The following is a 24,204-nucleotide window of genomic DNA, read 5'->3' as shown; positions in this document are numbered from 1 at the left end:
AGGAGAAAAATTATGAGCTTATTATCTAAAACAAGAGAATTAAACACTTTATTACAAAAACATAAAGGTATTGCAGTAGATTTTAAAGATGTTGCTCAAACAATTAGTAATGTTACAGTTACTAATGTATTTATTGTGTCGAGAAGAGGTAAAATCTTAGGGTCTTGTTTGAATGAATTATTAAAAAGTGAACGCATTAAAGATATGTTAGAAGATCGACATATACCGCGTGAATATACTGAAGAGTTGATGAATGTTAAACAAACAGAATCGAATATCGATATTGATAATGAATTAACTGTATTTCCGCCAGAGAATAGAGAGGTATTTTTAAATAGTAGAACAACTATTTTCCCAATTTTAGGTGGTGGCGAAAGACTTGGTACGCTAGTCTTAGGTCGAGTTCAAGACGACTTCAATGAAAATGACTTAGTATTAGGAGAATATGCAGCCACTGTAATTGGAATGGAAATTTTACGAGAAAAACATAATGAAGTCGAAAAAGAAGCTAGAGATAAAGCTGCTATAACAATGGCAATCAACTCACTTTCATATTCAGAAAAAGAAGCAATTGAACATATATTTGAAGAACTTGGTGGTACAGAAGGTTTACTTATAGCTTCAAAAGTAGCTGACAGAGTGGGCATTACACGATCAGTCATTGTGAATGCTTTACGTAAACTTGAAAGTGCTGGTGTCATAGAATCACGTTCTCTTGGAATGAAAGGGACATTTATTAAAGTAAAAAAAGATAAATTCCTTGATGAACTTGAAAAAAAATAAGTAAAAGTTGCACTTGAAATGTTTTATTGAAATATTAGTAAATTAAGAGTAATATGCGAATAATGAATGGACTGATTTTTAACTTTTTCAGAAACCTATTACTTTATATGTTAGTTATCGCACTATACAATGGTTAGAGGAATTAAGAATGTTATTAAATAATCACCATCTTTATTGTTTTTAAAACAGAAATTCAATAATACAATTCATGTTATTGCTTTTATGCATTAAATATGATATATTAATTGACGGCTATAAAGCCAATACACACATAATCAATTTAAATATAGAGGGTGCAAATTAAATATTTGTCTTTATATCAGTTGATTATGGAGGTAAATAACCACTAGGAGGAATTTAAAATGGCAGTAATTTCTATGAAACAATTACTTGAAGCCGGTGTTCACTTCGGTCACCAAACACGCCGTTGGAACCCAAAAATGAAAAAATATATCTTCACTGAAAGAAATGGTATTTATATCATTGATTTACAAAAAACAGTGAAAAAAGTTGAAGAAGCATACAACTTTGTAAAACAAATCTCTGAAGAAGGCGGAAAAGTCTTATTCGTAGGTACAAAAAAACAAGCGCAAGAATCAGTTAAAGCTGAGGCAGAGCGTGCTGGTCAATTCTACGTTAACCAAAGATGGTTAGGTGGGATTTTAACTAACTACAAAACAATCTCAAAACGAATTAAACGTATTTCTGAAATTGAAAAAATGGAAGAAGACGGATTATTTGAAGTATTACCTAAAAAAGAAGTTGTTGAACTTAAAAAAGAATACGACCGTTTAATTAAGTTCTTAGGCGGTATTCGCGATATGAAATCAATGCCTCAAGCATTATTCGTTGTTGATCCTCGTAAAGAGCGCAACGCTATTGCTGAAGCTCGCAAACTAAATATTCCTATCGTAGGTATTGTTGACACTAACTGTGATCCTGATGAAATTGATTACGTTATCCCAGCAAACGATGATGCTATTCGTGCCGTTAAATTATTAACTGGTAAAATGGCAGACGCTATCTTAGAAGGTCAACAAGGTGTATCTAATGAAGAAGTAGCTGCAGAACAAAACATCAATTTAGATGACAAAGAAGAATCTGAACAAGCAGAAACAACTGAAGAAAACACTTCTGTTGAATCAAACTAAGAGATAGTTTAAATGGGTGATAAGATACTAATGCTTATCACCTTTTTTTAAAAATAAAATTAAATCATATTACTGTAATGGAAATATAACCTAAAATAATGCTAAAATTTAGGTATATCAATAATTACTATTTATATTGGAGGAATAATGAATGGCAATTTCAGCAAAACTTGTTAAAGAATTACGTGAAAAAACTGGCGCAGGAATGATGGATTGTAAAAAAGCGCTAACTGAAACTGATGGTGACATCGATAAAGCGATTGACTACTTACGTGAAAAAGGTATTGCAAAAGCAGCTAAAAAAGCTGACCGTATCGCAGCAGAAGGACTTGTACACGTTGAAGTAAAAGATAATGAAGCTGCAATCGTTGAGATTAATTCAGAAACAGACTTCGTAGCACGTAACGAAGGTTTCCAAGAATTAGTTAAAGAAATTGCTAACCATATTTTAGATAGCAAGGTAGAAACAGTAGACGCTTTGATGGAATCTAAATTATCTAGCGGTAAAACTGTTGATGAAAGAATGAAAGAAGCTATCTCAACAATTGGTGAAAAATTAAGTATCCGTCGTTTCTCTATCAGAACAAAAACTGATAATGATGCATTTGGTGCATATTTACACATGGGTGGACGTATTGGTGTGTTAACTGTAGTGGAAGGTACTACTGATGAAGAAGCTGCTAAAGACGTAGCAATGCACATTGCGGCAATCAACCCTAAGTATGTTTCTTCTGAACAAGTAAGCGAAGAAGAAATCAATCATGAAAGAGAAGTATTAAAACAACAAGCATTAAACGAAGGTAAACCAGAGAAAATCGTTGAAAAAATGGTTGAAGGTCGTTTACGTAAATATTTACAAGAAATTTGTGCTGTAGATCAAAACTTCGTTAAAAATCCAGACGAAACTGTTGAAGCTTTCTTAAAAGCTAAAGGTGGTAAACTTACTGATTTCGTTCGTTATGAAGTTGGAGAAGGTATGGAAAAACGTGAAGAAAACTTTGCTGAAGAAGTTAAAGGACAAATGAAATAATCTGTCATAAAGTTTAACAAGGAAGAAGACACCTCACACGTTTCCTTTTTATTAGCCTATTGTTAAGATAGCTGAAAGGAGACAATCGTGTCTTCTTTACTTATATATTTACATATTTTTACGATAGAGAGGATAAGAAAATGGCACAAACTTCTAAATATAAACGTGTAGTATTAAAATTGAGTGGCGAAGCTTTAGCAGGTGATAAAGGATTCGGCATAAATCCTATCATTATCAAAAGCGTTGCACAGCAAGTTGCTGAAGTTGCCAAAATGGATTGTGAAATTGCTGTCATTGTCGGCGGTGGAAATATTTGGAGAGGCAAAACTGGTAGCGACCTAGGTATGGATCGTGGTACGGCCGATTACATGGGGATGCTTGCTACTGTTATGAATGCTTTGGCATTACAAGACAGTTTAGAACAATTAGATTGTGATACACGTGTTTTAACTTCTATTGAAATGAAACAAGTTGCTGAACCATATATTCGTCGACGTGCAATTAGACATTTGGAGAAAAAACGTGTTGTTATATTTGCCGCTGGAATTGGTAATCCTTACTTCTCAACTGACACAACTGCTGCTTTACGTGCGGCTGAAGTAGAAGCAGATGTAATTTTAATGGGTAAAAATAATGTAGATGGTGTTTATTCAGCTGATCCAAAAGTTGATGCAAATGCAATTAAATATGAACATTTGACACATATTCAAATGCTTCAAGAAGGTTTACAAGTGATGGATTCAACAGCTTCATCGTTCTGCATGGATAATAATATTCCGTTAAATGTTTTCTCTATTATGGAAGAAGGTAATATTAAGCGTGCTGTAATGGGTGAAAAGATCGGAACATTAATTACAAAATAATTTTGAGGTGTAAAAAATGAGTGACATAATCAAAGATACAAAGTCTAGAATGCAAAAATCAATTGATAACTTATCTCGTGAACTTGCTAACATTAGTGCTGGTAGAGCAAACTCTAATTTACTTAATGGTGTTACAGTTGACTACTATGGTGCACCTACACCAGTGCAACAATTAGCAAGTATCAATGTGCCTGAAGCACGTCTATTAGTTATTTCACCATATGATAAGTCATCAGTTGCTGATATTGAAAAAGCAATTATCGCGGCTAATCTTGGGGTTAATCCAACGAGTGATGGTGAGGTTATTCGTATCTCTGTACCAGCTTTAACTGAAGAAAGACGTAAAGAATTAGTTAAAGAAGTTAAAAAAATTGGTGAAGATGCTAAAGTCTCAATTAGAAATATTCGTCGTGATATTAACGATCAGCTTAAAAAAGACGAAAAAAATGGTGACATTACTGAAGACGACTTAAGAAGTCAAACTGATGATGTACAAAAAGCTACAGATAATTCGATTAAAGAAATAGATCAATTGGTTGCCGACAAAGAAAAAGATATTATGTCAGTATAGGTATTTTATTATCGCAAACACTTTCATATTAGTATATTATCTAAAATGAAACATCTGTTAGACATTGAATATCTTCATAGTCTAAACTGTACCAACTAAGACTTTGGTACAGTTTTTTTATTTGCTTATTCAATGGAATAAATGAGTATGATAAAATGATAGATGATTGTTTAATTAACTAATATAATAAACAGAGACGATCAGGCTCGGAGGAAAGACCATGTTTAAAAAGCTGAAAAATAAAAATAAAACTGAGACAAACCATAATAATGACTTAGACATACATAATATACCTGAACATGTGGCTATTATCATGGATGGAAATGGGCGTTGGGCAAAAAAACGTAAAATGCCTAGAATTAAAGGCCATTATGAAGGTATGCAAACAATCAAAAAAATTACTCGCGAAGCGAGTGATATAGGTATTAAGTATTTAACATTATACGCATTTTCAACAGAGAATTGGTCTAGACCTGAAAGTGAAGTTAATTACATTATGAATCTTCCAGTGAATTTCCTTAAAACATTTCTACCAGAATTAATTGAAAAGAATGTTAAAATTGAAACAATAGGGTTTTATGAAGGTTTACCACAATCTACAATTGATGCTATTGATTTTGCTAAAGCTAAGACTCAGCACAATACTGGGTTAACTCTTGTGTTTGCTATAAATTATGGTGGACGAGCTGAGATTATTCAGAGTATGAAAGCAATATATAACGAATTACAATTAAACGGACAAGGATCTGAAGTGATTGATGAGGCGTTAATAAAGCGTCATTTAATGACTCATAGTTATCCAGATCCAGACTTATTAATACGCACTTCAGGAGAACAAAGAATAAGCAATTTCTTAATATGGCAAGCTTCATATAGTGAATTTATTTTTAATGAAAAGCTATGGCCAGATTTTGATGAAAAAGAGTTAAGAGAGTGTTTGAAAATATATCAATCACGCCAAAGACGTTTTGGAGGATTAAGTGAGGAGTAAAAAATGAAAGTAAGAACATTAACCGCGATTATAGCCTTATTAATATTCTTGCCCATCTTGCTCAAAGGTGGCTTAATATTAATGCTTTTCGCATTCTTATTAGCTTTGATAGCCTTAAAAGAACTACTTAATATGAATATGATCAAATTTTTATCTATACCTGGTCTGATTAGTGCTTTAGCCCTAATTATTATCATGTTACCTCAAGATGCAGGTGAATGGGTTCAAGTTATCCAACTTAAAGGTTTAATTGCTATGAGTTTCATAGTTTTAAGTTATACAGTGCTATCTAAAAACAGATTTAGTTTTATGGATGCTGCATTTTGTTTGATGTCTGTAGCATACGTAGGAATTGGCTTCATGTATTTTTATGAGACACGTTCTGAGGGCTTGAGATATATTTTATTTGCATTTTTAATAGTTTGGCTAACAGATACGGGTGCTTATATTTTTGGTCGCCTTATGGGTAAACATAAGTTATGGCCAGTCATTAGCCCTAATAAAACAATTGAAGGTTTCTTTGGTGGTATTTTATGTAGCATTTTAGTACCATTAGTGATGCAAATGTTTGTAGATTTACATATGAATATTTGGCTTTTACTATTAGTCACAATTGTTTTAAGTATGTTTGGTCAATTAGGTGATTTAGTAGAATCTGGGTTTAAACGTCATTTTGGTGTTAAAGATTCAGGACGTATACTACCAGGACATGGTGGTATATTAGATAGATTTGATAGCTTCATGTTTGTATTACCGCTATTAAATATTTTACTGATACAAACTTAAATTTATGAATTGTAAAATGAAATAGATGTTATAATGAAGGAGTTATTGAGATGTTGATTAGTGGTGAATATCTCTTAACTCCTTTTCAGCACTTATTGATAAACTGAAAAGATACAACAACACAAAATAATATGATATTAAGTATTAACATATTATAATATTTAATATTATCTATCGATTTAATTACTTAGATGATTTTTTAATTAAACATAAATTCATTAGAGGTGTAGAACATGAGCATTTTAATTACGATTATTTCATTTATCATCGTATTTGGTGTACTCGTAACTGTTCACGAATATGGACACATGTTTTTTGCTAAGCGAGCAGGAATTATGTGTCCTGAATTTGCGATTGGTATGGGTCCTAAAATTTTTAGTTTTCGTAAAGATGAAACATTATATACAATTCGTCTATTACCGGTGGGTGGTTATGTCAGGATGGCTGGTGATGGTCTTGAAGAACCACCAGTTCAACCAGGTATGAACGTAAAAATAAAGTTAAATAACCAAGACGAAATCACACATATAATTCTAGATGACCAACATAAATTCCAACAAATTGAAGCCATAGAAGTTAAGAAATGTGATTTTAAAGATGACCTATATATTGAAGGTATCACTTCTTATGATGATGAAAGGCATCACTTCACTATAGCGAAAAAGGCATTTTTTGTCGAAAATGGAAGCCTTGTTCAAATTGCTCCAAGAGATAGACAGTTTACACATAAGAAACCATTGCCAAAGTTTTTAACATTATTTGCAGGTCCGTTATTTAATTTTATTTTAGCTTTAGTTCTATTTATTGGATTAGCATACTACCAAGGTACGCCAACCAATGTCATAGGAGAAGTTGTGAAGAAATCTCCAGCTGATGAAGCTGGATTGCACAAAGGTGATAAAATAGTTCAGGTAGGTAATCATAAAATTAAAAATTTTGATGATATCAAACATGTTCTTGACCAAAATAAAACGGCGAAAACAACTGTAAAAATTAAAAGGGATGGCCAAAACAAGTCTGTAGATCTCCAACCTAAAAAAGTAGAGAGAAAGATAACTAAAACTAAAACTCAAACAACTTATCAAATTGGTTTTGCCCCTACTACAGAACACAGCGTTTTTAAACCAATAAGCTACGGTATTTATAACTTTTTCGATAAAGGTAAGCTTATTTTTACAGCTGTTGTTGGTATGTTAGCTAGTATATTTACAGGAGAATTTTCATTTGATATGTTAAATGGCCCTGTTGGTATTTATCACAGTGTTGATTCTGTTGTTAAATCTGGAATTATTAATTTAGTAGGATACACCGCTTTATTAAGTGTTAACTTAGGAATAATGAATTTGCTACCTATTCCAGCGCTTGATGGTGGTCGCATATTATTTGTACTATATGAGGCTATTTTTAGAAAACCAGTGAATAAAAAAGCGGAAACAGGAATTATTGCTGTAGGCGCACTTTTTGTGGTTATTATTATGATTTTAGTCACTTGGAATGATATACAACGGTATTTCTTATAAATAGGGAGGAAAAAGAGAATGAAACAATCTAAAGTATTTATACCAACGATGAGAGAAGTCCCTGCAGAGGCGGAAGCATTAAGCCATCGTTTATTATTAAAAGCAGGGTTAATTAAACAGAGTACAAGTGGTATATATAGTTACTTACCACTTGCTACACGTGTACTAAATAATATATCTAAAATCATACGTGAAGAAATGGAAAGTATAGATGCTGTAGAAATTCTTATGCCAGCTTTACAACAAGCAGAATTATGGGAAGAGTCAGGACGTTGGAGTGCATATGGTCCAGAACTAATGCGTTTAAAAGACAGAAACGGACGTGAATTTGCATTAGGACCTACTCATGAGGAAGTAGTCACTTCTTTAGTAAGAGATGAATTAAAATCATATAAACAGTTACCCCTTACTTTATTTCAAATTCAATCCAAATATAGAGATGAGAAAAGACCACGCTTTGGATTATTAAGAGGACGCGAATTTCTTATGAAAGATGCATATTCCTTCCATTCAGATGAAGCTTCATTAGATGCAACTTATCAAGATATGTATCAAGCATATAGTCGCATATTCAAACGTGTAGGCATCAATGCAAGACCGGTTGTGGCAGATTCAGGTGCAATAGGGGGAAGTCATACACACGAGTTTATGGCATTGAGTGAAATTGGGGAAGATACAATAGTTTATAGTAATGAGAGTGACTATGCAGCGAATATTGAAAAGGCTGAAGTTGTTTATCATCCTTCTCATAAGCATTCTGCACTTGCGGAATTGACTAAAGTTGAGACGCCCAATGTTAAAACAGCTCAAGAAGTTGCAGAATATTTAAAGAGACCATTAGATGAAATTGTAAAAACTATGATCTTTAAAATAGATGGCGAATTTATTATGTTTCTAGTTCGTGGACATCATGAATTAAATGAAGTGAAATTAAAATCATATTTCGGCACGGAACATGTTGAAATGGCTACTCCAGATGAAATTGTTAATCTTGTAGATGCCAATCCGGGGTCTCTTGGTCCTATTTTTGATAAAGATATTAAAATTTATGCCGATAATTACTTACAAGATTTAAATAACTTTGTTGTAGGAGCTAATGAAGATCATTATCACTATATAAATGTCAATATTGGTAGAGACTTTGATGTAACAGAATACGGTGACTTTAGATTCATTACACAAGGTGAGATGTTAAGTGATGGCTCGGGAGTAGCACAATTTGCTGAAGGCATTGAAGTAGGACAAGTTTTCAAATTAGGGACAAAATATTCTGAATCAATGAATGCAACTTTTCTAGATAATCAGGGAAAAGCTCAACCACTCATTATGGGCTGTTATGGTATTGGAGTATCAAGAACATTAAGTGCAATTGTTGAACAAAACAATGACGAGAATGGAATTATTTGGCCAAAATCAGTAACGCCTTTCGATATCCATCTAATTACTATCAATCCTAAAAAGGATGATCAACGTACTTTAGGTGATCAACTTTATCAAAAATTAATGGATTCATACGATGTTTTATATGATGACCGAAAAGAACGTGCTGGTGTTAAATTTAATGATTCAGACCTAATTGGGTTACCGGTACGAGTTGTTGTTGGTAAAAGAGCTGAAGAAGGTATTGTTGAGGTAAAACAACGCATTAACGGTTTAAGTGAAGAAGTGCAAATTGATGAATTAGAGTATTACTTACAAGAATTATTTAAGAATATTAAGTAAGTTGCAATAAAATTTTTGATAGTCAAATTGATATTAATAAAGAGCAGGAAAGATGATGAAACATAATTTTAAATCTAACCTGCTCTTCTTTATTGTATTATTTACTATTTGTTTTTCATGAAAATACGTGCAATCAGTAGTATAATATGAAACGAATTTATTTAGTGACTTTATGAGCAGTTGTAACATATCCAATGATGTTTAATAGTTTTAAATTTAGTATTAATTAAGGTGGTTATTATTTTGGCAATGACAAATCGAGAAAAGTTTAAAGTGCTTGCCGATCAAATAAAAATATCAAATCAACTAGAACAAGATATTCTTGAACAAGGTGAACTCACTCGTATAGATGTTTCAAATAAAAACAGAACATGGACTTTCCAAATATCACTCCCACATTTTTTATCTCATGAAGATTATCTTCTTTTTACACATGCAATTGAAGAAGAATTTAAAGAAATAGCTACAGTAGCAATTGATTTTTCAATTAAAGATACCAACAATCAAGATGAGTTTGCTTTAAAATATTTCGGACATTGTATTGATCAAACACGATTGTCGCCAAAAGTGAAAGGTCAATTGAAACAAAAAAAACTCATTATGAGTGGAAATGTTTTAAAAGTCTTAGTTTCAAATGACATTGAGAGAAATCATTTTGATAAGGCATGTAATGGTAGTTTGGTTAAAGCATTTAGACAGTGTGGCTTTGAAATTGATAAAGTCGTTTTTGAAACAGATTCAACAAATCACGATGATGACCTTGCATCGTTAGAAGCACATATTCAACAAGAAGATGAACAAAGTGCAAGAGAAGCAACTGAAAAATTAGAAAAAATGAAAGCAGAAAAAGCGAAACAACAAGATAATAATGAAAGTACAGTGGAAAAATGTCAGATTGGAAAACCAATTCAGATTGAAAATATAAAACCAATTGAATCAATTATTGAAGAAGAATTCAAAGTAGCTATTGAAGGTGTTATATTTGATATTAACCTAAAAGAACTTAAAAGTGGACGTCATATAGTTGAGCTTAAAGTTACTGATTACACAGATTCACTTGTATTAAAAATGTTTACAAGAAAAAATAAAGATGACTTGGACCACTTTAAGGCACTTAGTGTTGGTAAATGGGTTAGAGCTCAAGGTCGTATTGAAGAAGATACTTTTGTTAGGGATCTTGTCATGATGATGTCAGATATTGAAGAAATTAAAAAGACACCTAAACAAGATAAAGCAGAAGATAAGCGTGTAGAGTTTCATTTACATACGTCTATGAGTCAAATGGATGGTATTCCTAATATTAGTGCATATGTTGAACAAGCTGCTAAATGGGGGCACCAAGCTTTAGCAGTAACAGATCACAACGTAGTACAAGCTTTTCCTGATGCACATAATGCTGCCGAAAAACATGGTATTAAGATGATTTATGGTATGGAAGGTATGCTAGTAGACGATGGTGTTCCTATAGCTTATAAACCAACAGACCGTAATTTAAAAGATGCAACATATGTGGTGTTTGACGTAGAGACAACAGGTCTTTCTAATCAATATGATAAAATTATTGAATTAGCTGCAGTAAAAGTGCATAACGGTGAAATTATAGATAAGTTTGAACGTTTTAGTAATCCACACGAAAGATTATCTGAAACCATTATCAATCTTACACATATCACTGATGATATGTTAACTGATGCTCCCGAAATTGAAGAAGTGTTAACTGAATTTAAAGAGTGGGTTGGAGATGCTATATTTGTAGCTCATAATGCTTCATTTGATATGGGATTTATTGACACAGGATATGAAAGGTTAGGCTTTGGACCTTCTACAAACGGTGTAATTGATACACTTGAGCTTTCACGTACAATTAATACCGAATATGGGAAACATGGTTTGAATTTCCTTGCCAAAAAATATGGTGTCGAATTAACGCAACATCATAGAGCGATTTATGATACAGAAGCAACAGCTTATATTTTTATAAAAATGGTTCAACAAATGAAAGAACTAGGTGTGAACAACCATCTAGAAATTAATAAAAAATTAACTAATGAAGATGCATATAAAAGAGCTCGTCCATCTCACGTTACACTCATTGTTCAAAATCAAGAAGGTCTTAAAAATTTATTTAAAATAGTTAGTGCTTCATTAGTTAAGTATTATTACCGTACGCCAAGAATTCCACGTTCTCTTTTAAATGAATATCGAGAAGGGATCTTGATTGGTACAGCTTGTGATGAGGGTGAATTATTCACAGCAGTAATGCAGAAGGATCAGTCGGAAGTAGAAAAAATAGCAAAGTTCTATGATTTTATAGAAGTTCAACCGCCTGCGCTTTATCAAGATTTAATGGATAGAGAATTAATACGAGATAATGAAACGTTAACACAAATTTACAAGCGATTAATAGATGCTGGTAAAAGCGCTAATATCCCAGTGATTGCTACTGGTAACGCGCATTATCTATATGAACATGATGCTATAGCCAGAAAAATTTTAATTGCATCCCAACCAGGGAATCCATTAAATCGTTCAACATTACCAGAAGCTCACTTTAGAACCACTGATGAAATGTTAGATGATTTTCACTTCTTAGGTGAAGAAAAAGCATATGAAATCGTTGTAACAAATACAAATGAGCTCGCTAATAAAATTGAAAAAGTGGTTCCTATAAAAGATAAACTATTTACGCCAAGAATGGATGGGGCTAATGAAGAAATTCGTGAGTTGAGTTATTCTAATGCGAAAAAACTATATGGTGAAGATTTACCACAAATTGTTATAGATCGCCTTGAAAAGGAATTAGATAGTATTATTGGTAATGGCTTTTCTGTTATTTACCTCATATCTCAACGTTTGGTGAAGAAATCGCTAGATGATGGTTATTTAGTTGGATCGCGTGGTTCAGTTGGTTCTAGTTTCGTAGCAACAATGACTGAAATTACAGAAGTTAATCCGCTTCCACCACACTACATTTGTTCACATTGTAAGACAAGTGAGTTCTTTGATGATGGTTCGGTTGGATCTGGATTCGATTTACCAGATAAAAAATGTCCTACTTGTGGTAATGAATTAATTAAAGAAGGACAAGATATCCCTTTTGAGACATTCCTTGGATTTAAAGGAGATAAAGTTCCAGATATTGATTTGAACTTTAGTGGTGAATATCAACCTAACGCTCATAATTACACAAAAGTATTGTTTGGTGAAGATAAAGTATTTCGTGCTGGAACAATAGGTACTGTTGCTGAAAAAACAGCTTTTGGTTTCGTAAAAGGTTACTTAAATGATCAAGGTATTCACAAACGTGGTGCTGAAATTGATCGGTTGGTTAAAGGTTGTACAGGGGTCAAACGTACAACTGGTCAACATCCTGGAGGAATCATTGTTGTACCGGATTACATGGATATTTATGATTTTACACCGATTCAATTCCCAGCAGACGACCAAAGTGCAGCGTGGATGACAACCCATTTCGACTTCCATTCAATACACGATAATGTCTTAAAATTAGATATATTAGGACATGATGACCCAACGATGATTCGTATGTTACAAGACTTATCAGGAATTGACCCCAAAACTATACCAGTAGATGATAAAGAAACAATGCAAATATTTAGTGGTCCTGAGAGTTTAGGTGTTACAGAAGACGAAATATTATGTAAGACAGGTACATTTGGTGTACCAGAATTTGGTACTGGATTTGTACGTCAAATGCTTGAAGATACTAAGCCAACGACATTCTCAGAATTAGTTCAAATTTCAGGTTTATCTCATGGTACGGACGTTTGGTTAGGTAATGCACAAGAGTTAATTCGTCAAGGGATATGTGACTTATCTAGTGTGATAGGCTGTCGTGATGATATCATGGTATATCTGATGTATGCTGGACTTGAACCGTCAATGGCTTTTAAAACGATGGAATTTGTACGTAAAGGTCGTGGCTTAACAGATGAAATGGTTGAAGCGATGAAGGAAAATAACGTGCCAGATTGGTATTTAGATTCTTGTCGTAAAATTAAATATATGTTCCCTAAAGCTCATGCCGCTGCTTATGTACTGATGGCTGTAAGAATTGCATACTTTAAAGTACATCATCCACTATATTATTATGCAGCATACTTTACCATAAGAGCTTCCGATTTTGACCTTATAACAATGATTAAAGATAAAACGAGTATTCGTAATACAGTTAAAGATATGTATTCACGATATATGGATTTAGGGAAAAAAGAGAAAGATGTATTAACTGTATTAGAAATAATGAATGAAATGGCGCATCGAGGTTTTCGATTGCAACCGATTAGTTTAGAAAAAAGCCAAGCTTTTGACTTCATCATTGAAGGGGATACATTGATTCCTCCATTCATTTCAGTGCCAGGACTTGGAGAAAACGTTGCACAAAGAATTGTTGAAGCGAGAGAAGAGGGACCATTTTTATCCAAAGAAGATTTAAATAAAAAAGCCGGCTTATCTCAAAAGGTTATTGACTATTTAGATGAATTAGGCTCATTGCCAGATTTACCTGACAAGGCACAATTGTCGATATTTGATATGTAAGCATTTCTAATTACTAAATTGATATCATATATGTTCAATCATCTTTATTAGTAACCCTATATCAGTTTGTTTACTTATTAGACTTGTGATATACTAAATATGCGTAAAAAATGATTAACTCAGGCAGAAGAGTGGGCATAAACCCGCTCTTTTCTATTTGCCAAAAAAGGAGGCCTGTATGAGTAAAATTACTGAGCAAGTTGAAGCATTGATTCAACCAGTTTTAAATGATTTGAACTTTGAATTAGTAGACATTGAGTATGTTAAAGAAGGTAAAGACCATTTTTTAAGGATTTCCATTGATAAAGAAGGTGGCGTAGATCTTAATGATTGTACTATAGCTTCAGAAAAAATTAGTGAAGTTATGGATGAAAATGATCCAATACCTGAAATGTATTATCTTGATGTTGCATCGCCAGGGGCAGAAAGACCAATAAAAAAAGAAAAAGATTTTTATAATGCTATCAATCAACCCATTTTTGTATCTCTTTATGCACCAATTGAAGGAGATAAAGAATGGTTAGGTGTTTTAAAATCTGTAAATGATGAATCAATTAATATGGAAGTTAAAGAAAAGGCAAAAACAAAAGAAATTGAAATTCCAAGAAATAAAATAGCAAAAGCACGTCACGCTGTAATGATTTAACGTGATGAGGAGGAAAAAACGTGTCAAGTAATGAATTATTATTAGCTACTGAATATTTAGAAAAGGAAAAGAAAATTCCTAGAGAAGTTTTAATTGATGCAATTGAAGCAGCTTTAATTACTGCGTACAAGAAAAACTATGATAGTGCCAGAAATGTAAGAGTAGAATTAAATATGGACGAAGGTTCATTTAGAGTGATTGCACGTAAAGAAGTCGTAGAAGAAGTGTTTGATGACAGAGATGAAGTTGATTTAAGTACTGCTTTAGTCAAAAATCCTGCCTATGAAGTAGGAGATATTTATGAACAAGATGTAACACCGAAAGACTTCGGACGTGTAGGAGCTCAAGCAGCTAAGCAAGCTGTGATGCAACGACTTAGAGACGCAGAAAGAGAAATTTTATATGATGAATTTATCGATAAAGAAGAAGATATTCTAACAGGTGTGATTGACCGTGTAGACCATCGCTATGTATATGTGAATTTAGGAAGAATTGAAGCTGTGCTGTCAGAAGCTGAAAGAAGTCCTAATGAGAAATATATTCCTAATGAACGTATCAAGGTGTACGTAAATAAAGTTGAACAGACTACAAAAGGTCCACAAATTTACGTATCAAGAAGTCATCCTGGATTACTAAAACGCTTATTCGAACAAGAAGTTCCAGAAATTTATGATGGTACTGTTATTGTTAAATCAGTAGCGCGTGAAGCTGGAGATCGTTCTAAAATTAGCGTGTATTCTGATAATCCTGATATAGATGCTGTTGGCGCATGTGTAGGTTCTAAAGGAGCACGAGTAGAAGCGGTTGTTGAAGAACTTGGTGGCGAAAAAATCGATATCGTCCAATGGGATGAAGATCCGAAAGTATTTGTTCGTAATGCTTTAAGTCCATCACAAGTTTTAGAAGTAATTGTTGATGAAGAGAATCAATCAACTGTAGTTGTAGTTCCTGATTACCAATTATCCTTAGCTATAGGTAAAAGAGGGCAAAACGCACGTTTAGCTGCTAAATTAACAAGTTGGAAGATAGATATTAAATCAGAATCTGATGCCCGAGAAGCTGGAATTTATCCTGTTATTGAATCAGAAGAAGTTGCAGATGAAATTGTTAATTCCGGTGACGAAGATGTTGAGTTTGATAATGTTAACTTGGAAGAGACAAACTTAACTAGTACAGAATTAGCTGCTGAAAATGATGAAGATAAAAAAGATAAAACAGAAGAAGATAATGACACAGAATCATAGGTTGGAGTGATAAATTAATGAGAAAGAAAAAAATTCCAATGAGAAAATGTATTATATCTAATGAAATGCGTCCAAAAAAAGATATGATTCGAGTGGTTATTAACAAAGAAGGCGAAATCTTTGCAGATGCGACAGGAAAAAAACAAGGGCGCGGTGCATATGTGTCTAAAGATGTAGCTTTAGTTGAAAAGGCTCAACAAAGAGAAGTTTTAGAAAAATATTTTAACGCTACTAAAGATACACTTGATCCTGTTTATAAAGAAATAATAAGACTGATTTATAGAGAAGAGATCCCAAAATAATGACTAAAATGAAAATTTTTAATTTGCTTGGTTTAGCTATGAGAGCTGGTAAAATCAAAAGTGGCGAATCGGTCATCTTAAATGAGCTTAAAAAGAATCAAATAAAACTTGTCATATTAGCTAGCGATGCATCTAGTAACACTCTAAAACAAATGAATAATAAATGTAATAGTTACCAAGTGCCATTAAAAGTGTTTGGTACTAGAAATGAATTAGGGTTAGCAATAGGTAAAAGCGATAGAGTTAATATTGGTATAACAGATAATGGTTTTGCAAAAAAATTGTTATCAATGATAGATGAATATGGTAAGGAGTGATTATATGAGTAAAAAAAGAATTTACGAATATGCGAAAGAATTAAATCTAAAGAGTAAAGAGATTATAGATGAGTTAAAAAGTATGAATGTTGAAGTGTCAAATCATATGCAAGCTTTAGAAGAAGAACAAATCAAAGCATTAGATAAAAAATTTAAAGCCTCTCAAGCGAAAGACACTAATAAACAAAATACTCAAAATAATCACCAAAAATCTAATAATAAACAAAATTCTAACGATAAAGAAAAACAACAAAGTAAGAATAATAGTAAACCAACGAAGAAAAAAGAACAAAACAACAAAGGAAAACAGCAAAATAAAAACAATAAAACTAATAAGAATCAAAAAAACAATAAAAATAAAAAGAATAATAAAAATAATAAACCTCAAAATGAGGTAGCAGAAACAAAAGAAATGCCCTCTAAAATCACTTATCAAGAAGGCATAACTGTCGGTGAGTTAGCTGAAAAGCTAAATGTAGAATCAGCTGGTATTATTAAAAAATTGTTCTTACTAGGTATTATGGCTAATATCAATCAATCATTGGATGAAGAAACATTAGAATTAATTGCAGATGACTATGGCGTTGAAATAGAGAAAGAAGTAGTCGTTGATGAAGAAGATTTATCAATTTATTTTGATGATGAGACTGATGATTCTGATGCAATTGAACGTCCAGCAGTTGTTACAATCATGGGCCACGTAGACCATGGTAAAACGACTTTATTAGATTCTATTCGTAACACTAAAGTTACAGAAGGAGAAGCTGGCGGAATCACTCAACATATTGGTGCTTATCAAATTGAAAATTCAGGTAAAAAAATTACGTTCTTAGATACTCCTGGACATGCTGCATTTACGACTATGCGTGCACGTGGTGCTCAAGTTACTGATATTACAATTTTAGTCGTGGCCGCTGATGATGGTGTGATGCCTCAAACAATTGAAGCTATAAATCACGCTAAAGAAGCAGAAGTACCTACGATTGTTGCAGTAAACAAAATTGATAAACCAACTGCTAACCCTGATCGTGTTATGCAAGAACTCACTGAGTATGGATTAATTCCAGAAGACTGGGGCGGTGACACAATCTTTGTACCACTATCTGCATTGAGTGGAGACGGTATTGATGATTTATTAGAAATGATCGGTTTAGTAGCGGAGGTACAAGAACTTAAAGCTAATCCTAATAAACAAGCTGTAGGTACTGTGATTGAGGCTGAATTAGATAAATCACGAGGTCCAGCTGCATCTTTACTTGTTCAAAATGGTACTTTAAACGTTGGAGATGCAATTGTTGTAGGTAATACTTATGGACGTATACGTGCAATGGTTAATGATTTAGGAAAAAGAATTAAATCTGCCGGTCCTTCAACACCTGTAGAAATTACTGGTATTAACGATGTTCCACTTGCAGGTGATCGTTTTGTTGTATTTGGTGATGAAAAACAAGCACGTCGAATTGGTGAAGCACGTCATGAGGCAAGTGTCATACAGCAACGTCAAGAAAGTAAAAATGTTTCATTAGACAATTTATTTGAGCAAATGAAACAAGGTGAAATGAAAGATTTAAATGTCATCATTAAAGGTGATGTACAAGGTTCAGTTGAAGCATTGGCCGCATCTCTAATGAAAATAGATGTTGAAGGTGTGAATGTACGAATTATTCATACAGCTGTTGGTGCTATCAATGAATCAGATGTTACATTAGCAAATGCATCAAATGGTATTATTATTGGTTTTAATGTACGCCCAGATGCAGGTGCGAAACGTGCGGCTGAAGCTGAAAATGTAGATATGCGATTACACAGAGTTATCTATAATGTTATTGAAGAGATAGAATCAGCTATGAAAGGTTTACTTGACCCAGAATTTGAAGAGCAAGTCATTGGACAAGCTGAAGTGCGTCAAACATTTAAAGTTTCTAAAGTTGGTACAATTGCTGGTAGTTATGTGACTGAAGGTAAAATCACTCGTAACGCTGGTGTACGCGTAATTAGAGATGGTATCGTGTTATTTGAAGGTGAACTTGACACATTAAAACGTTTCAAAGATGATGCTAAAGAAGTAGCTCAAGGCTATGAATGTGGTATTACAATTGAAAAATATAATGATCTCAAAGAAGGAGACATTATTGAAGCGTTTGAAATGGTAGAAATTCAAAGATAATTTTTGAAACTTATTGAGAGGCTATATGCTAAGTTAAGTACTTTAAGATATTTCATAAACCTAATATCTTAAAGTAGAGTATGACATACTTTGCTTAACCAACAATCAAATTGAAGATATAAATTTTTGATTTGGAAAAGCTTAATGTTATGCTATCAATACTTTAGTTATGGTCTCTCATTTAGTATTATTTTATTGATTCGTTGTTGATAATTTAATAAAATGAACATCAATAGTTAATCATTAAATCTGATATTTCACATTTATTTGTGAGTAAAGTAAAAATAAAGAGAGGTGAGATGATGAATAATATAAGAGCAGAACGTGTAGGAGAACAAATGAAACAGGAAATCATGGACATTGTTAATAATAAAGTTAAAGACCCTAGAGTTGGTTTTTTAACAATTACTGATGTTGAACTAACCAATGACCTTTCACAAGCAAAGGTATATTTAACAGTGTTAGGGAATGATAAAGAAGTTGATAATACGTTTAAAGCTTTGCATAAAGCAACTGGGTTTATAAAATCTGAACTTGGTTCTCGAATGCGCCTAAGAATTATACCTGAGTTAACATTCGAATATGATGAATCTATCGAATACGGTAATAAGATAGAACGCATGATTCAAGAGTTACACAAAAATGATAAATAATATATTTTATAGTAGGCACAATCATTCATAAAGCATATTTTTGATATTGCCTACTATTTTTATGTAAAACGCTAATTAAAGAATTAAAATATCGTGTTATAATAATACACGTTATTAAAAGTTAAAGGTGTGACAACATGTATAATGGCATACTACCGGTATTTAAGAAACGAGGTTTAACAAGTCACGACGTCGTTTTTAAATTACGTAAAATTTTAAAAATGAAAAAAATTGGTCATACAGGAACATTAGATCCTGAAGTTAATGGTGTGTTACCAATTTGTTTAGGCGATGCGACAAAAGTCAGTGATTATATCATGGAAATGGGAAAAACTTATCACGCTATGATAACGCTAGGAAAGAGTACGACTACTGAAGACCAAACTGGAGATATTTTAGAAACTAGGGCTGTTGATAAGAATGATATTAATGAAGATACGATTGACCAAGTGTTGCAGCAATTTGAGGGGCATATTCAACAAATTCCGCCTATGTATTCTTCTGTTAAAGTAAATGGAAGAAAATTATATGAATATGCGAGAAATAATGAAACTGTCGAACGCCCTAAACGACAAGTTTTTATTAAAGATATACATAGAATATCTGAAGTTACTTTCCAGGAGCAGACATGTCATTTTGAAGTTGAAGTAACATGTGGTAAAGGAACTTATATTAGAACTTTAGCTACAGATATTGGACTTAAACTTGGTTTTCCAGCTCATATGTCACGTCTAACTAGAATTGCTTCTGGCGGTTTTCAATTAGAAAGTAGTTTAACGATTGATCAAATTAAAGAATTACATGAGCATGATTCATTACATAATGAATTGTTTCCTATAGAATATGGCTTAAAAGGTCTGAAATCATTCCAAGTGAAAGATTCAAATTTTAAAAAGAAAATCTGTAACGGTCAAAAATTTCATAAAAAAGTGTTAAGTCAAAATGTTAAAGAACCTTTTATATTTGTCGATAGTAGCACTCAAAAAGTTTTAGCAATATATATAGTTCATCCAGATAAACCTTATGAAATAAAACCTAAAAAAGTTTTTAATTAAAGGAGAAATAATATTATGAAAGTGATAGAAGTTACACATCCCATACAAAGTAATCAATTCATAACTGAAAATGTTGCTATGGCTTTTGGTTTCTTCGATGGTATGCATAGAGGTCACGACAAGGTGTTTCAAGTGCTTGATGAAAAAGCAAAAGAGCATCAACTTAAAAAGGCTGTTATGACGTTTGATCCACACCCCTCAGTCGTATTAAACCCTGAGCGTAAACGTACAACCTATCTTACACCACTTTCAGATAAGTTAGAAATGATAGCAGAACACGGTATAGACTATTGTATCGTTATCAATTTTTCATCAAGATTTGCTAATGTGACATCTGACGATTTCATAAAAAATTATATTATTAATAATCATGTTAAAGAAGTGATTGCAGGGTTTGATTTCACCTTTGGTAAATTTGGAAAAGGAAATATGACGGTACTTCAGGAATCAAAAGCTTTTAATACGACTATTGTAGGAAAACAAGAGATGGATTCTGAAAAAATTTCTACAACTGCAATACGCCAAGCGCTTACAGATGGTCATTTACAGAAAGCAAATGACGAATTAGGGTATATATATAGGATTAAAGGAACTGTAGTACAAGGTGAAAAACGTGGAAGAACAATTGGTTTTCCAACAGCTAATGTGCAACCCAGTGATGATTATGTACTACCAAAAAAAGGTGTTTACGCAGTGAGTATGGAAATTGGTCCAGAGAGTAAATTACATCGTGGTGTAGCTAACGTTGGAGTTAAACCAACATTCCACGATCCAACTAGGGCTGAGTTAGTTATTGAAGTGAATATATTTGATTTTAATGAAAATATTTACGGTGAACGTGTGACTGTGTATTGGCATCACTTTTTAAGACCAGAAGTTAAATTTGATGGTATCGATCCATTAGTTAAACAAATGAATGAAGATAAAGCGCAGGCTAAACATTTATTATCTATTGATTTCGATGATGATATATCATATAATATATAAAGTTGACAGAGATACAAGATTATTCTTATTCTCTAGATATACCTTTTTCTTAGTAGGTCGATTCTCCGACGCCTCACTCAGATTAAGGAGTTAAATTATAATTAAGGAGGAAATTGATAATGGCAATTTCACAACAACGTAAAGATGAATTAATTAAAGAATATCGTGTGCACGAAACTGATACTGGTTCACCAGAAGTCCAAATCGCTGTATTAACTGCAGAAATTACTGCATTAAATGAGCATTTACGTGAACACAAGAAAGACCACCATTCACGTCGTGGTTTATTGAAAATGGTAGGTCGTCGTCGTCACTTATTAAACTACTTACGTAGTAAAGATATTCAACGTTACCGTGAATTAATTAAATCATTAGGTATTCGTCGTTAATCTTAATATAGAATTAGGAAAGCACCATGGATGGTACTTTCCTTTTTTTATTATGTATCATAATAAAAAATATAAAATCAGTTAAATAAATGATATGATATAAATATTAGAATTAAGAGAGGAGATTCATAATGTCTCAAGAGAAGAAAGTTTTTAAAACTGAATGGGCTGGGCGTTCTTTAACTATTGAGACAGGACAATTAGCAAAGCAAGCTAATGGTGCTGTTTTAGTGCGTTATGGAGATACAGTTGTCCTATCAACTGCAACTGCTTCTAAAGAACCTAGAGATGGCGATTTTTTCCCATTAACTGTAAATTACGAAGAAAAAATGTATGCTGCTGGTAAAATACCAGGAGGATTCAAAAAAAGAGAAGGTCGCCCTGGTGATGAAGCAACGTTAACAGCTCGTCTCATTGATAGACCTATTCGTCCACTGTTTCCAAAAGGATATAGACATGACGTACAAATCATGAATATTGTCTTAAGTGCTGATCCAGATTGCTCACCAGAAATGGCAGCAATGATTGGTTCTTCGATGGCGTTAAGTGTTTCAGATATTCCATTCCAAGGTCCCATCGCAGGTGTAAATGTAGGTTATATCGATGGCAAATATGTCATTAATCCTTCCGTCGCTGATAAAGAAATTTCTAGATTAGATTTAGAAGTTGCTGGTCATAAAGATGCGGTAAACATGGTTGAAGCAGGCGCAAGTGAAATTACTGAGAGTGAGATGCTTGAGGCTATTTTCTTCGGACACGAGGAAATCAAACGACTTGTTGCATTCCAACAAGAAATCATCGATCACATTCAACCGATAAAACAAGAATTTGTACCGGTGGAAAGAGACGAAGATTTAGTTGAAAAAGTAAAAAGTTTAACTGAAGATAAAGGACTTAAGGACACGGTTTTAACTTTCGATAAGCAACAACGAGATGAAAACTTAGATGCTCTGAAAGAAGAAGTTGTTGGTCATTTTCTAGATGAAGAAGATCCTGAAAATGAAACGCTTGTTAAAGAAGTTTATGCAATTCTAAATGACTTAATTAAAGAAGAAGTAAGACGTCTAATTGCAGATGAAAAAATACGACCTGATGGACGTAAAGTAGATGAAATAAGACCTCTTGAATCAGAAGTTGGTTTGTTACCAAGAGCTCATGGGTCAGGTTTATTTACTCGTGGTCAGACACAAGCACTTTCAGTTTTAACTTTAGGCGCACTTGGAGATTATCAATTAATTGATGGTTTAGGACCTGAGGTAGAAAAACGTTTTATGCATCATTATAACTTTCCTAATTTCTCTGTAGGAGAAACTGGCCCTGTACGTGCACCTGGTAGACGTGAGATTGGGCATGGTGCGCTTGGTGAAAGAGCATTACGTTACATTATACCTGATACTCAAGATTTCCCTTATACAATTCGTATTGTAAGTGAAGTATTAGAGTCTAACGGTTCATCATCTCAAGCATCGATTTGTGGTTCAACATTAGCATTAATGGATGCCGGTGTACCAATTAAAGCGCCAGTCGCAGGGATTGCAATGGGACTAGTAACGCGTGACGATAGCTATACAATTTTAACTGATATTCAAGGAATGGAAGATGCATTAGGTGATATGGACTTCAAAGTAGCAGGTACTAAAGACGGTATTACTGCGATTCAAATGGATATTAAAATTGATGGTTTAACTCGAGAAGTTATTGAAGAAGCACTAGAACAAGCGCGTCAAGGACGATTAGCTATTATGGATCATATGCTTCACACGATTGAACAACCACGCGAAGAATTAAGTGCTTACGCACCAAAAGTGGTAACTATGAGTATTAATCCAGATAAAATTCGAGACGTGATTGGACCAGGTGGTAAGAAAATCAATGAAATTATCGACGAAACTGGAGTTAAATTAGATATTGAACAAGATGGTACAATCTTTATAGGTGCTGTAGATCAAGCGATGATTAACCGTGCAAAAGAAATTATCGAAGATATTACACGCGAAGCGGAAGTTGGACAAGTATATCATGCTAAAGTAAAACGTATTGAAAAGTATGGTGCTTTCGTTGAATTGTTCCCTGGTAAAGACGCGTTATTACACATTTCTCAAATTTCACAAGAAAGAATTAATAAAGTAGAAGATGTTCTTAAAATTGGAGATACAATTGAAGTGAAAATTACTGAAATCGATAAACAAGGTCGCGTTAATGCGTCACATAAAGTATTAGAGCAATCTAAAAATTAAAATGTATCATATATGAACTTAATGTATTTGTTCTGTAAAAAGCTGCCGACAAAGCTAAATGCTTTGCGAGCAGTTTTTTTATTTTAATATGACTATTCAGTGAGATAAATGTATTTTGTTAGTGATGTTATATGGTGACTGAAAAACATATATTCAATTAAAATCATTTAATAAGTAAAAGTAATATTTAGTATGTACATGCGACAATTGCTTTATTAAATATGATAAAA

The 24,204-nt window shown here is 33.1% G+C and carries 20 protein-coding genes; all 20 read left to right on the top strand.

Features of this window, described 5'->3' with window-relative positions; genetic code table 11:
- Window positions 1-12 precede the first annotated feature (12 nt).
- The gene (gene codY / locus AC1Q7N_RS00935; protein WP_002439506.1) at window positions 13-783 is read left to right on the top strand and encodes a GTP-sensing pleiotropic transcriptional regulator CodY; all 771 of its coding nucleotides are present in this window, start codon (window positions 13-15) and stop codon (window positions 781-783) included.
- A gap of 362 nt (window positions 784-1,145) precedes the next feature.
- Entirely contained in the window at window positions 1,146-1,934 is a 789-nt protein-coding gene (gene rpsB / locus AC1Q7N_RS00930; RefSeq protein ID WP_001832557.1) for a 30S ribosomal protein S2, read from the top strand.
- Between the two features lie 151 nt (window positions 1,935-2,085).
- Entirely contained in the window at window positions 2,086-2,964 is an 879-nt protein-coding gene (gene tsf / locus AC1Q7N_RS00925; RefSeq protein WP_002439509.1) for a translation elongation factor Ts, read from the top strand.
- Between the two features lie 140 nt (window positions 2,965-3,104).
- Entirely contained in the window at window positions 3,105-3,827 is a 723-nt protein-coding gene (pyrH, locus tag AC1Q7N_RS00920) for a UMP kinase (protein WP_002439511.1), read from the top strand.
- A 16-nt stretch (window positions 3,828-3,843) separates the two neighbouring features.
- Complete coding sequence (gene frr, locus AC1Q7N_RS00915; protein WP_001829472.1) at window positions 3,844-4,398, top strand: ribosome recycling factor; 555 nt, start codon at window positions 3,844-3,846, stop codon at window positions 4,396-4,398.
- Between the two features lie 220 nt (window positions 4,399-4,618).
- On the top strand, window positions 4,619-5,389 hold the full coding sequence (gene uppS / locus AC1Q7N_RS00910; RefSeq protein ID WP_001832561.1) for an undecaprenyl pyrophosphate synthase: 771 nt from the start codon (window positions 4,619-4,621) through the stop codon (window positions 5,387-5,389).
- A gap of 3 nt (window positions 5,390-5,392) precedes the next feature.
- Window positions 5,393-6,175 carry a phosphatidate cytidylyltransferase gene (locus AC1Q7N_RS00905; protein WP_001829499.1) on the top strand — a complete coding sequence of 261 codons (783 nt, stop codon included), beginning with the start codon at window positions 5,393-5,395 and terminating at the stop codon, window positions 6,173-6,175.
- A 233-nt stretch (window positions 6,176-6,408) separates the two neighbouring features.
- On the top strand, window positions 6,409-7,695 hold the full coding sequence (gene rseP, locus AC1Q7N_RS00900; RefSeq protein WP_001829501.1) for an RIP metalloprotease RseP: 1,287 nt from the start codon (window positions 6,409-6,411) through the stop codon (window positions 7,693-7,695).
- A gap of 18 nt (window positions 7,696-7,713) precedes the next feature.
- Window positions 7,714-9,417 (top strand): proline--tRNA ligase, encoded by a 1,704-nt coding sequence (locus AC1Q7N_RS00895; protein ID WP_001829513.1) that lies wholly within the window; start codon window positions 7,714-7,716, stop codon window positions 9,415-9,417.
- A gap of 249 nt (window positions 9,418-9,666) precedes the next feature.
- Entirely contained in the window at window positions 9,667-13,977 is a 4,311-nt protein-coding gene (locus AC1Q7N_RS00890; RefSeq protein ID WP_002456566.1) for a PolC-type DNA polymerase III, read from the top strand.
- A 178-nt stretch (window positions 13,978-14,155) separates the two neighbouring features.
- The gene (gene rimP / locus AC1Q7N_RS00885) at window positions 14,156-14,623 is read left to right on the top strand and encodes a ribosome maturation factor RimP (RefSeq protein WP_002439519.1); all 468 of its coding nucleotides are present in this window, start codon (window positions 14,156-14,158) and stop codon (window positions 14,621-14,623) included.
- A 20-nt stretch (window positions 14,624-14,643) separates the two neighbouring features.
- Complete coding sequence (nusA, locus tag AC1Q7N_RS00880) at window positions 14,644-15,867, top strand: transcription termination factor NusA (protein WP_002456565.1); 1,224 nt, start codon at window positions 14,644-14,646, stop codon at window positions 15,865-15,867.
- Between the two features lie 17 nt (window positions 15,868-15,884).
- Entirely contained in the window at window positions 15,885-16,169 is a 285-nt protein-coding gene (gene rnpM / locus AC1Q7N_RS00875) for an RNase P modulator RnpM (RefSeq protein ID WP_001829465.1), read from the top strand.
- The gene (locus tag AC1Q7N_RS00870; protein ID WP_002439520.1) at window positions 16,169-16,486 is read left to right on the top strand and encodes a YlxQ family RNA-binding protein; all 318 of its coding nucleotides are present in this window, start codon (window positions 16,169-16,171) and stop codon (window positions 16,484-16,486) included. The genes rnpM and AC1Q7N_RS00870 overlap by 1 nt, the downstream gene beginning before the upstream one ends.
- A 4-nt stretch (window positions 16,487-16,490) precedes the next feature.
- Window positions 16,491-18,653, top strand: coding sequence for a translation initiation factor IF-2 (infB, locus tag AC1Q7N_RS00865; RefSeq protein WP_002468903.1), 2,163 nt, complete (start codon window positions 16,491-16,493; stop codon window positions 18,651-18,653).
- A gap of 302 nt (window positions 18,654-18,955) precedes the next feature.
- Window positions 18,956-19,306 (top strand): 30S ribosome-binding factor RbfA, encoded by a 351-nt coding sequence (rbfA, locus tag AC1Q7N_RS00860; RefSeq protein ID WP_001829509.1) that lies wholly within the window; start codon window positions 18,956-18,958, stop codon window positions 19,304-19,306.
- A 137-nt stretch (window positions 19,307-19,443) separates the two neighbouring features.
- Window positions 19,444-20,361: a tRNA pseudouridine(55) synthase TruB gene (truB, locus tag AC1Q7N_RS00855; protein WP_002456563.1), complete on the top strand. Its 918-nt coding sequence runs from the start codon at window positions 19,444-19,446 to the stop codon at window positions 20,359-20,361.
- Between the two features lie 15 nt (window positions 20,362-20,376).
- Window positions 20,377-21,348 carry a bifunctional riboflavin kinase/FAD synthetase gene (locus AC1Q7N_RS00850; protein ID WP_001832563.1) on the top strand — a complete coding sequence of 324 codons (972 nt, stop codon included), beginning with the start codon at window positions 20,377-20,379 and terminating at the stop codon, window positions 21,346-21,348.
- A gap of 119 nt (window positions 21,349-21,467) precedes the next feature.
- Window positions 21,468-21,737: a 30S ribosomal protein S15 gene (gene rpsO, locus AC1Q7N_RS00845; RefSeq protein ID WP_002439528.1), complete on the top strand. Its 270-nt coding sequence runs from the start codon at window positions 21,468-21,470 to the stop codon at window positions 21,735-21,737.
- 131 nt (window positions 21,738-21,868) lie between these two features.
- Window positions 21,869-23,974 carry a polyribonucleotide nucleotidyltransferase gene (pnp, locus tag AC1Q7N_RS00840; RefSeq protein WP_001832554.1) on the top strand — a complete coding sequence of 702 codons (2,106 nt, stop codon included), beginning with the start codon at window positions 21,869-21,871 and terminating at the stop codon, window positions 23,972-23,974.
- Window positions 23,975-24,204 lie beyond the last annotated feature (230 nt).

Source organism: Staphylococcus sp. GW823-FHT05F06 (assembly GCF_058795495.1).
This window is presented reverse-complemented; position numbering and strand designations above follow the sequence as displayed.

Excerpts from the sequence above, each read along its gene's own strand:
- codY (WP_002439506.1), top strand. The coding sequence starts at position 13 with ATGAGCTTATTATCTAAAACAAGAGAATTAAACACTTTATTACAAAAA.
- rpsB (WP_001832557.1), top strand. The coding sequence starts at position 1,146 with ATGGCAGTAATTTCTATGAAACAATTACTTGAAGCCGGTGTTCACTTC.
- tsf (WP_002439509.1), top strand. The coding sequence starts at position 2,086 with ATGGCAATTTCAGCAAAACTTGTTAAAGAATTACGTGAAAAAACTGGC.
- pyrH (WP_002439511.1), top strand. The coding sequence starts at position 3,105 with ATGGCACAAACTTCTAAATATAAACGTGTAGTATTAAAATTGAGTGGC.
- frr (WP_001829472.1), top strand. The coding sequence starts at position 3,844 with ATGAGTGACATAATCAAAGATACAAAGTCTAGAATGCAAAAATCAATT.
- uppS (WP_001832561.1), top strand. The coding sequence starts at position 4,619 with ATGTTTAAAAAGCTGAAAAATAAAAATAAAACTGAGACAAACCATAAT.
- AC1Q7N_RS00905 (WP_001829499.1), top strand. The coding sequence starts at position 5,393 with ATGAAAGTAAGAACATTAACCGCGATTATAGCCTTATTAATATTCTTG.
- rseP (WP_001829501.1), top strand. The coding sequence starts at position 6,409 with ATGAGCATTTTAATTACGATTATTTCATTTATCATCGTATTTGGTGTA.
- AC1Q7N_RS00895 (WP_001829513.1), top strand. The coding sequence starts at position 7,714 with ATGAAACAATCTAAAGTATTTATACCAACGATGAGAGAAGTCCCTGCA.
- AC1Q7N_RS00890 (WP_002456566.1), top strand. The coding sequence starts at position 9,667 with ATGACAAATCGAGAAAAGTTTAAAGTGCTTGCCGATCAAATAAAAATA.
- rimP (WP_002439519.1), top strand. The coding sequence starts at position 14,156 with ATGAGTAAAATTACTGAGCAAGTTGAAGCATTGATTCAACCAGTTTTA.
- rnpM (WP_001829465.1), top strand. The coding sequence starts at position 15,885 with ATGAGAAAGAAAAAAATTCCAATGAGAAAATGTATTATATCTAATGAA.
- AC1Q7N_RS00870 (WP_002439520.1), top strand. The coding sequence starts at position 16,169 with ATGACTAAAATGAAAATTTTTAATTTGCTTGGTTTAGCTATGAGAGCT.
- infB (WP_002468903.1), top strand. The coding sequence starts at position 16,491 with ATGAGTAAAAAAAGAATTTACGAATATGCGAAAGAATTAAATCTAAAG.
- rbfA (WP_001829509.1), top strand. The coding sequence starts at position 18,956 with ATGAATAATATAAGAGCAGAACGTGTAGGAGAACAAATGAAACAGGAA.
- truB (WP_002456563.1), top strand. The coding sequence starts at position 19,444 with ATGTATAATGGCATACTACCGGTATTTAAGAAACGAGGTTTAACAAGT.
- AC1Q7N_RS00850 (WP_001832563.1), top strand. The coding sequence starts at position 20,377 with ATGAAAGTGATAGAAGTTACACATCCCATACAAAGTAATCAATTCATA.
- rpsO (WP_002439528.1), top strand. The coding sequence starts at position 21,468 with ATGGCAATTTCACAACAACGTAAAGATGAATTAATTAAAGAATATCGT.
- pnp (WP_001832554.1), top strand. The coding sequence starts at position 21,869 with ATGTCTCAAGAGAAGAAAGTTTTTAAAACTGAATGGGCTGGGCGTTCT.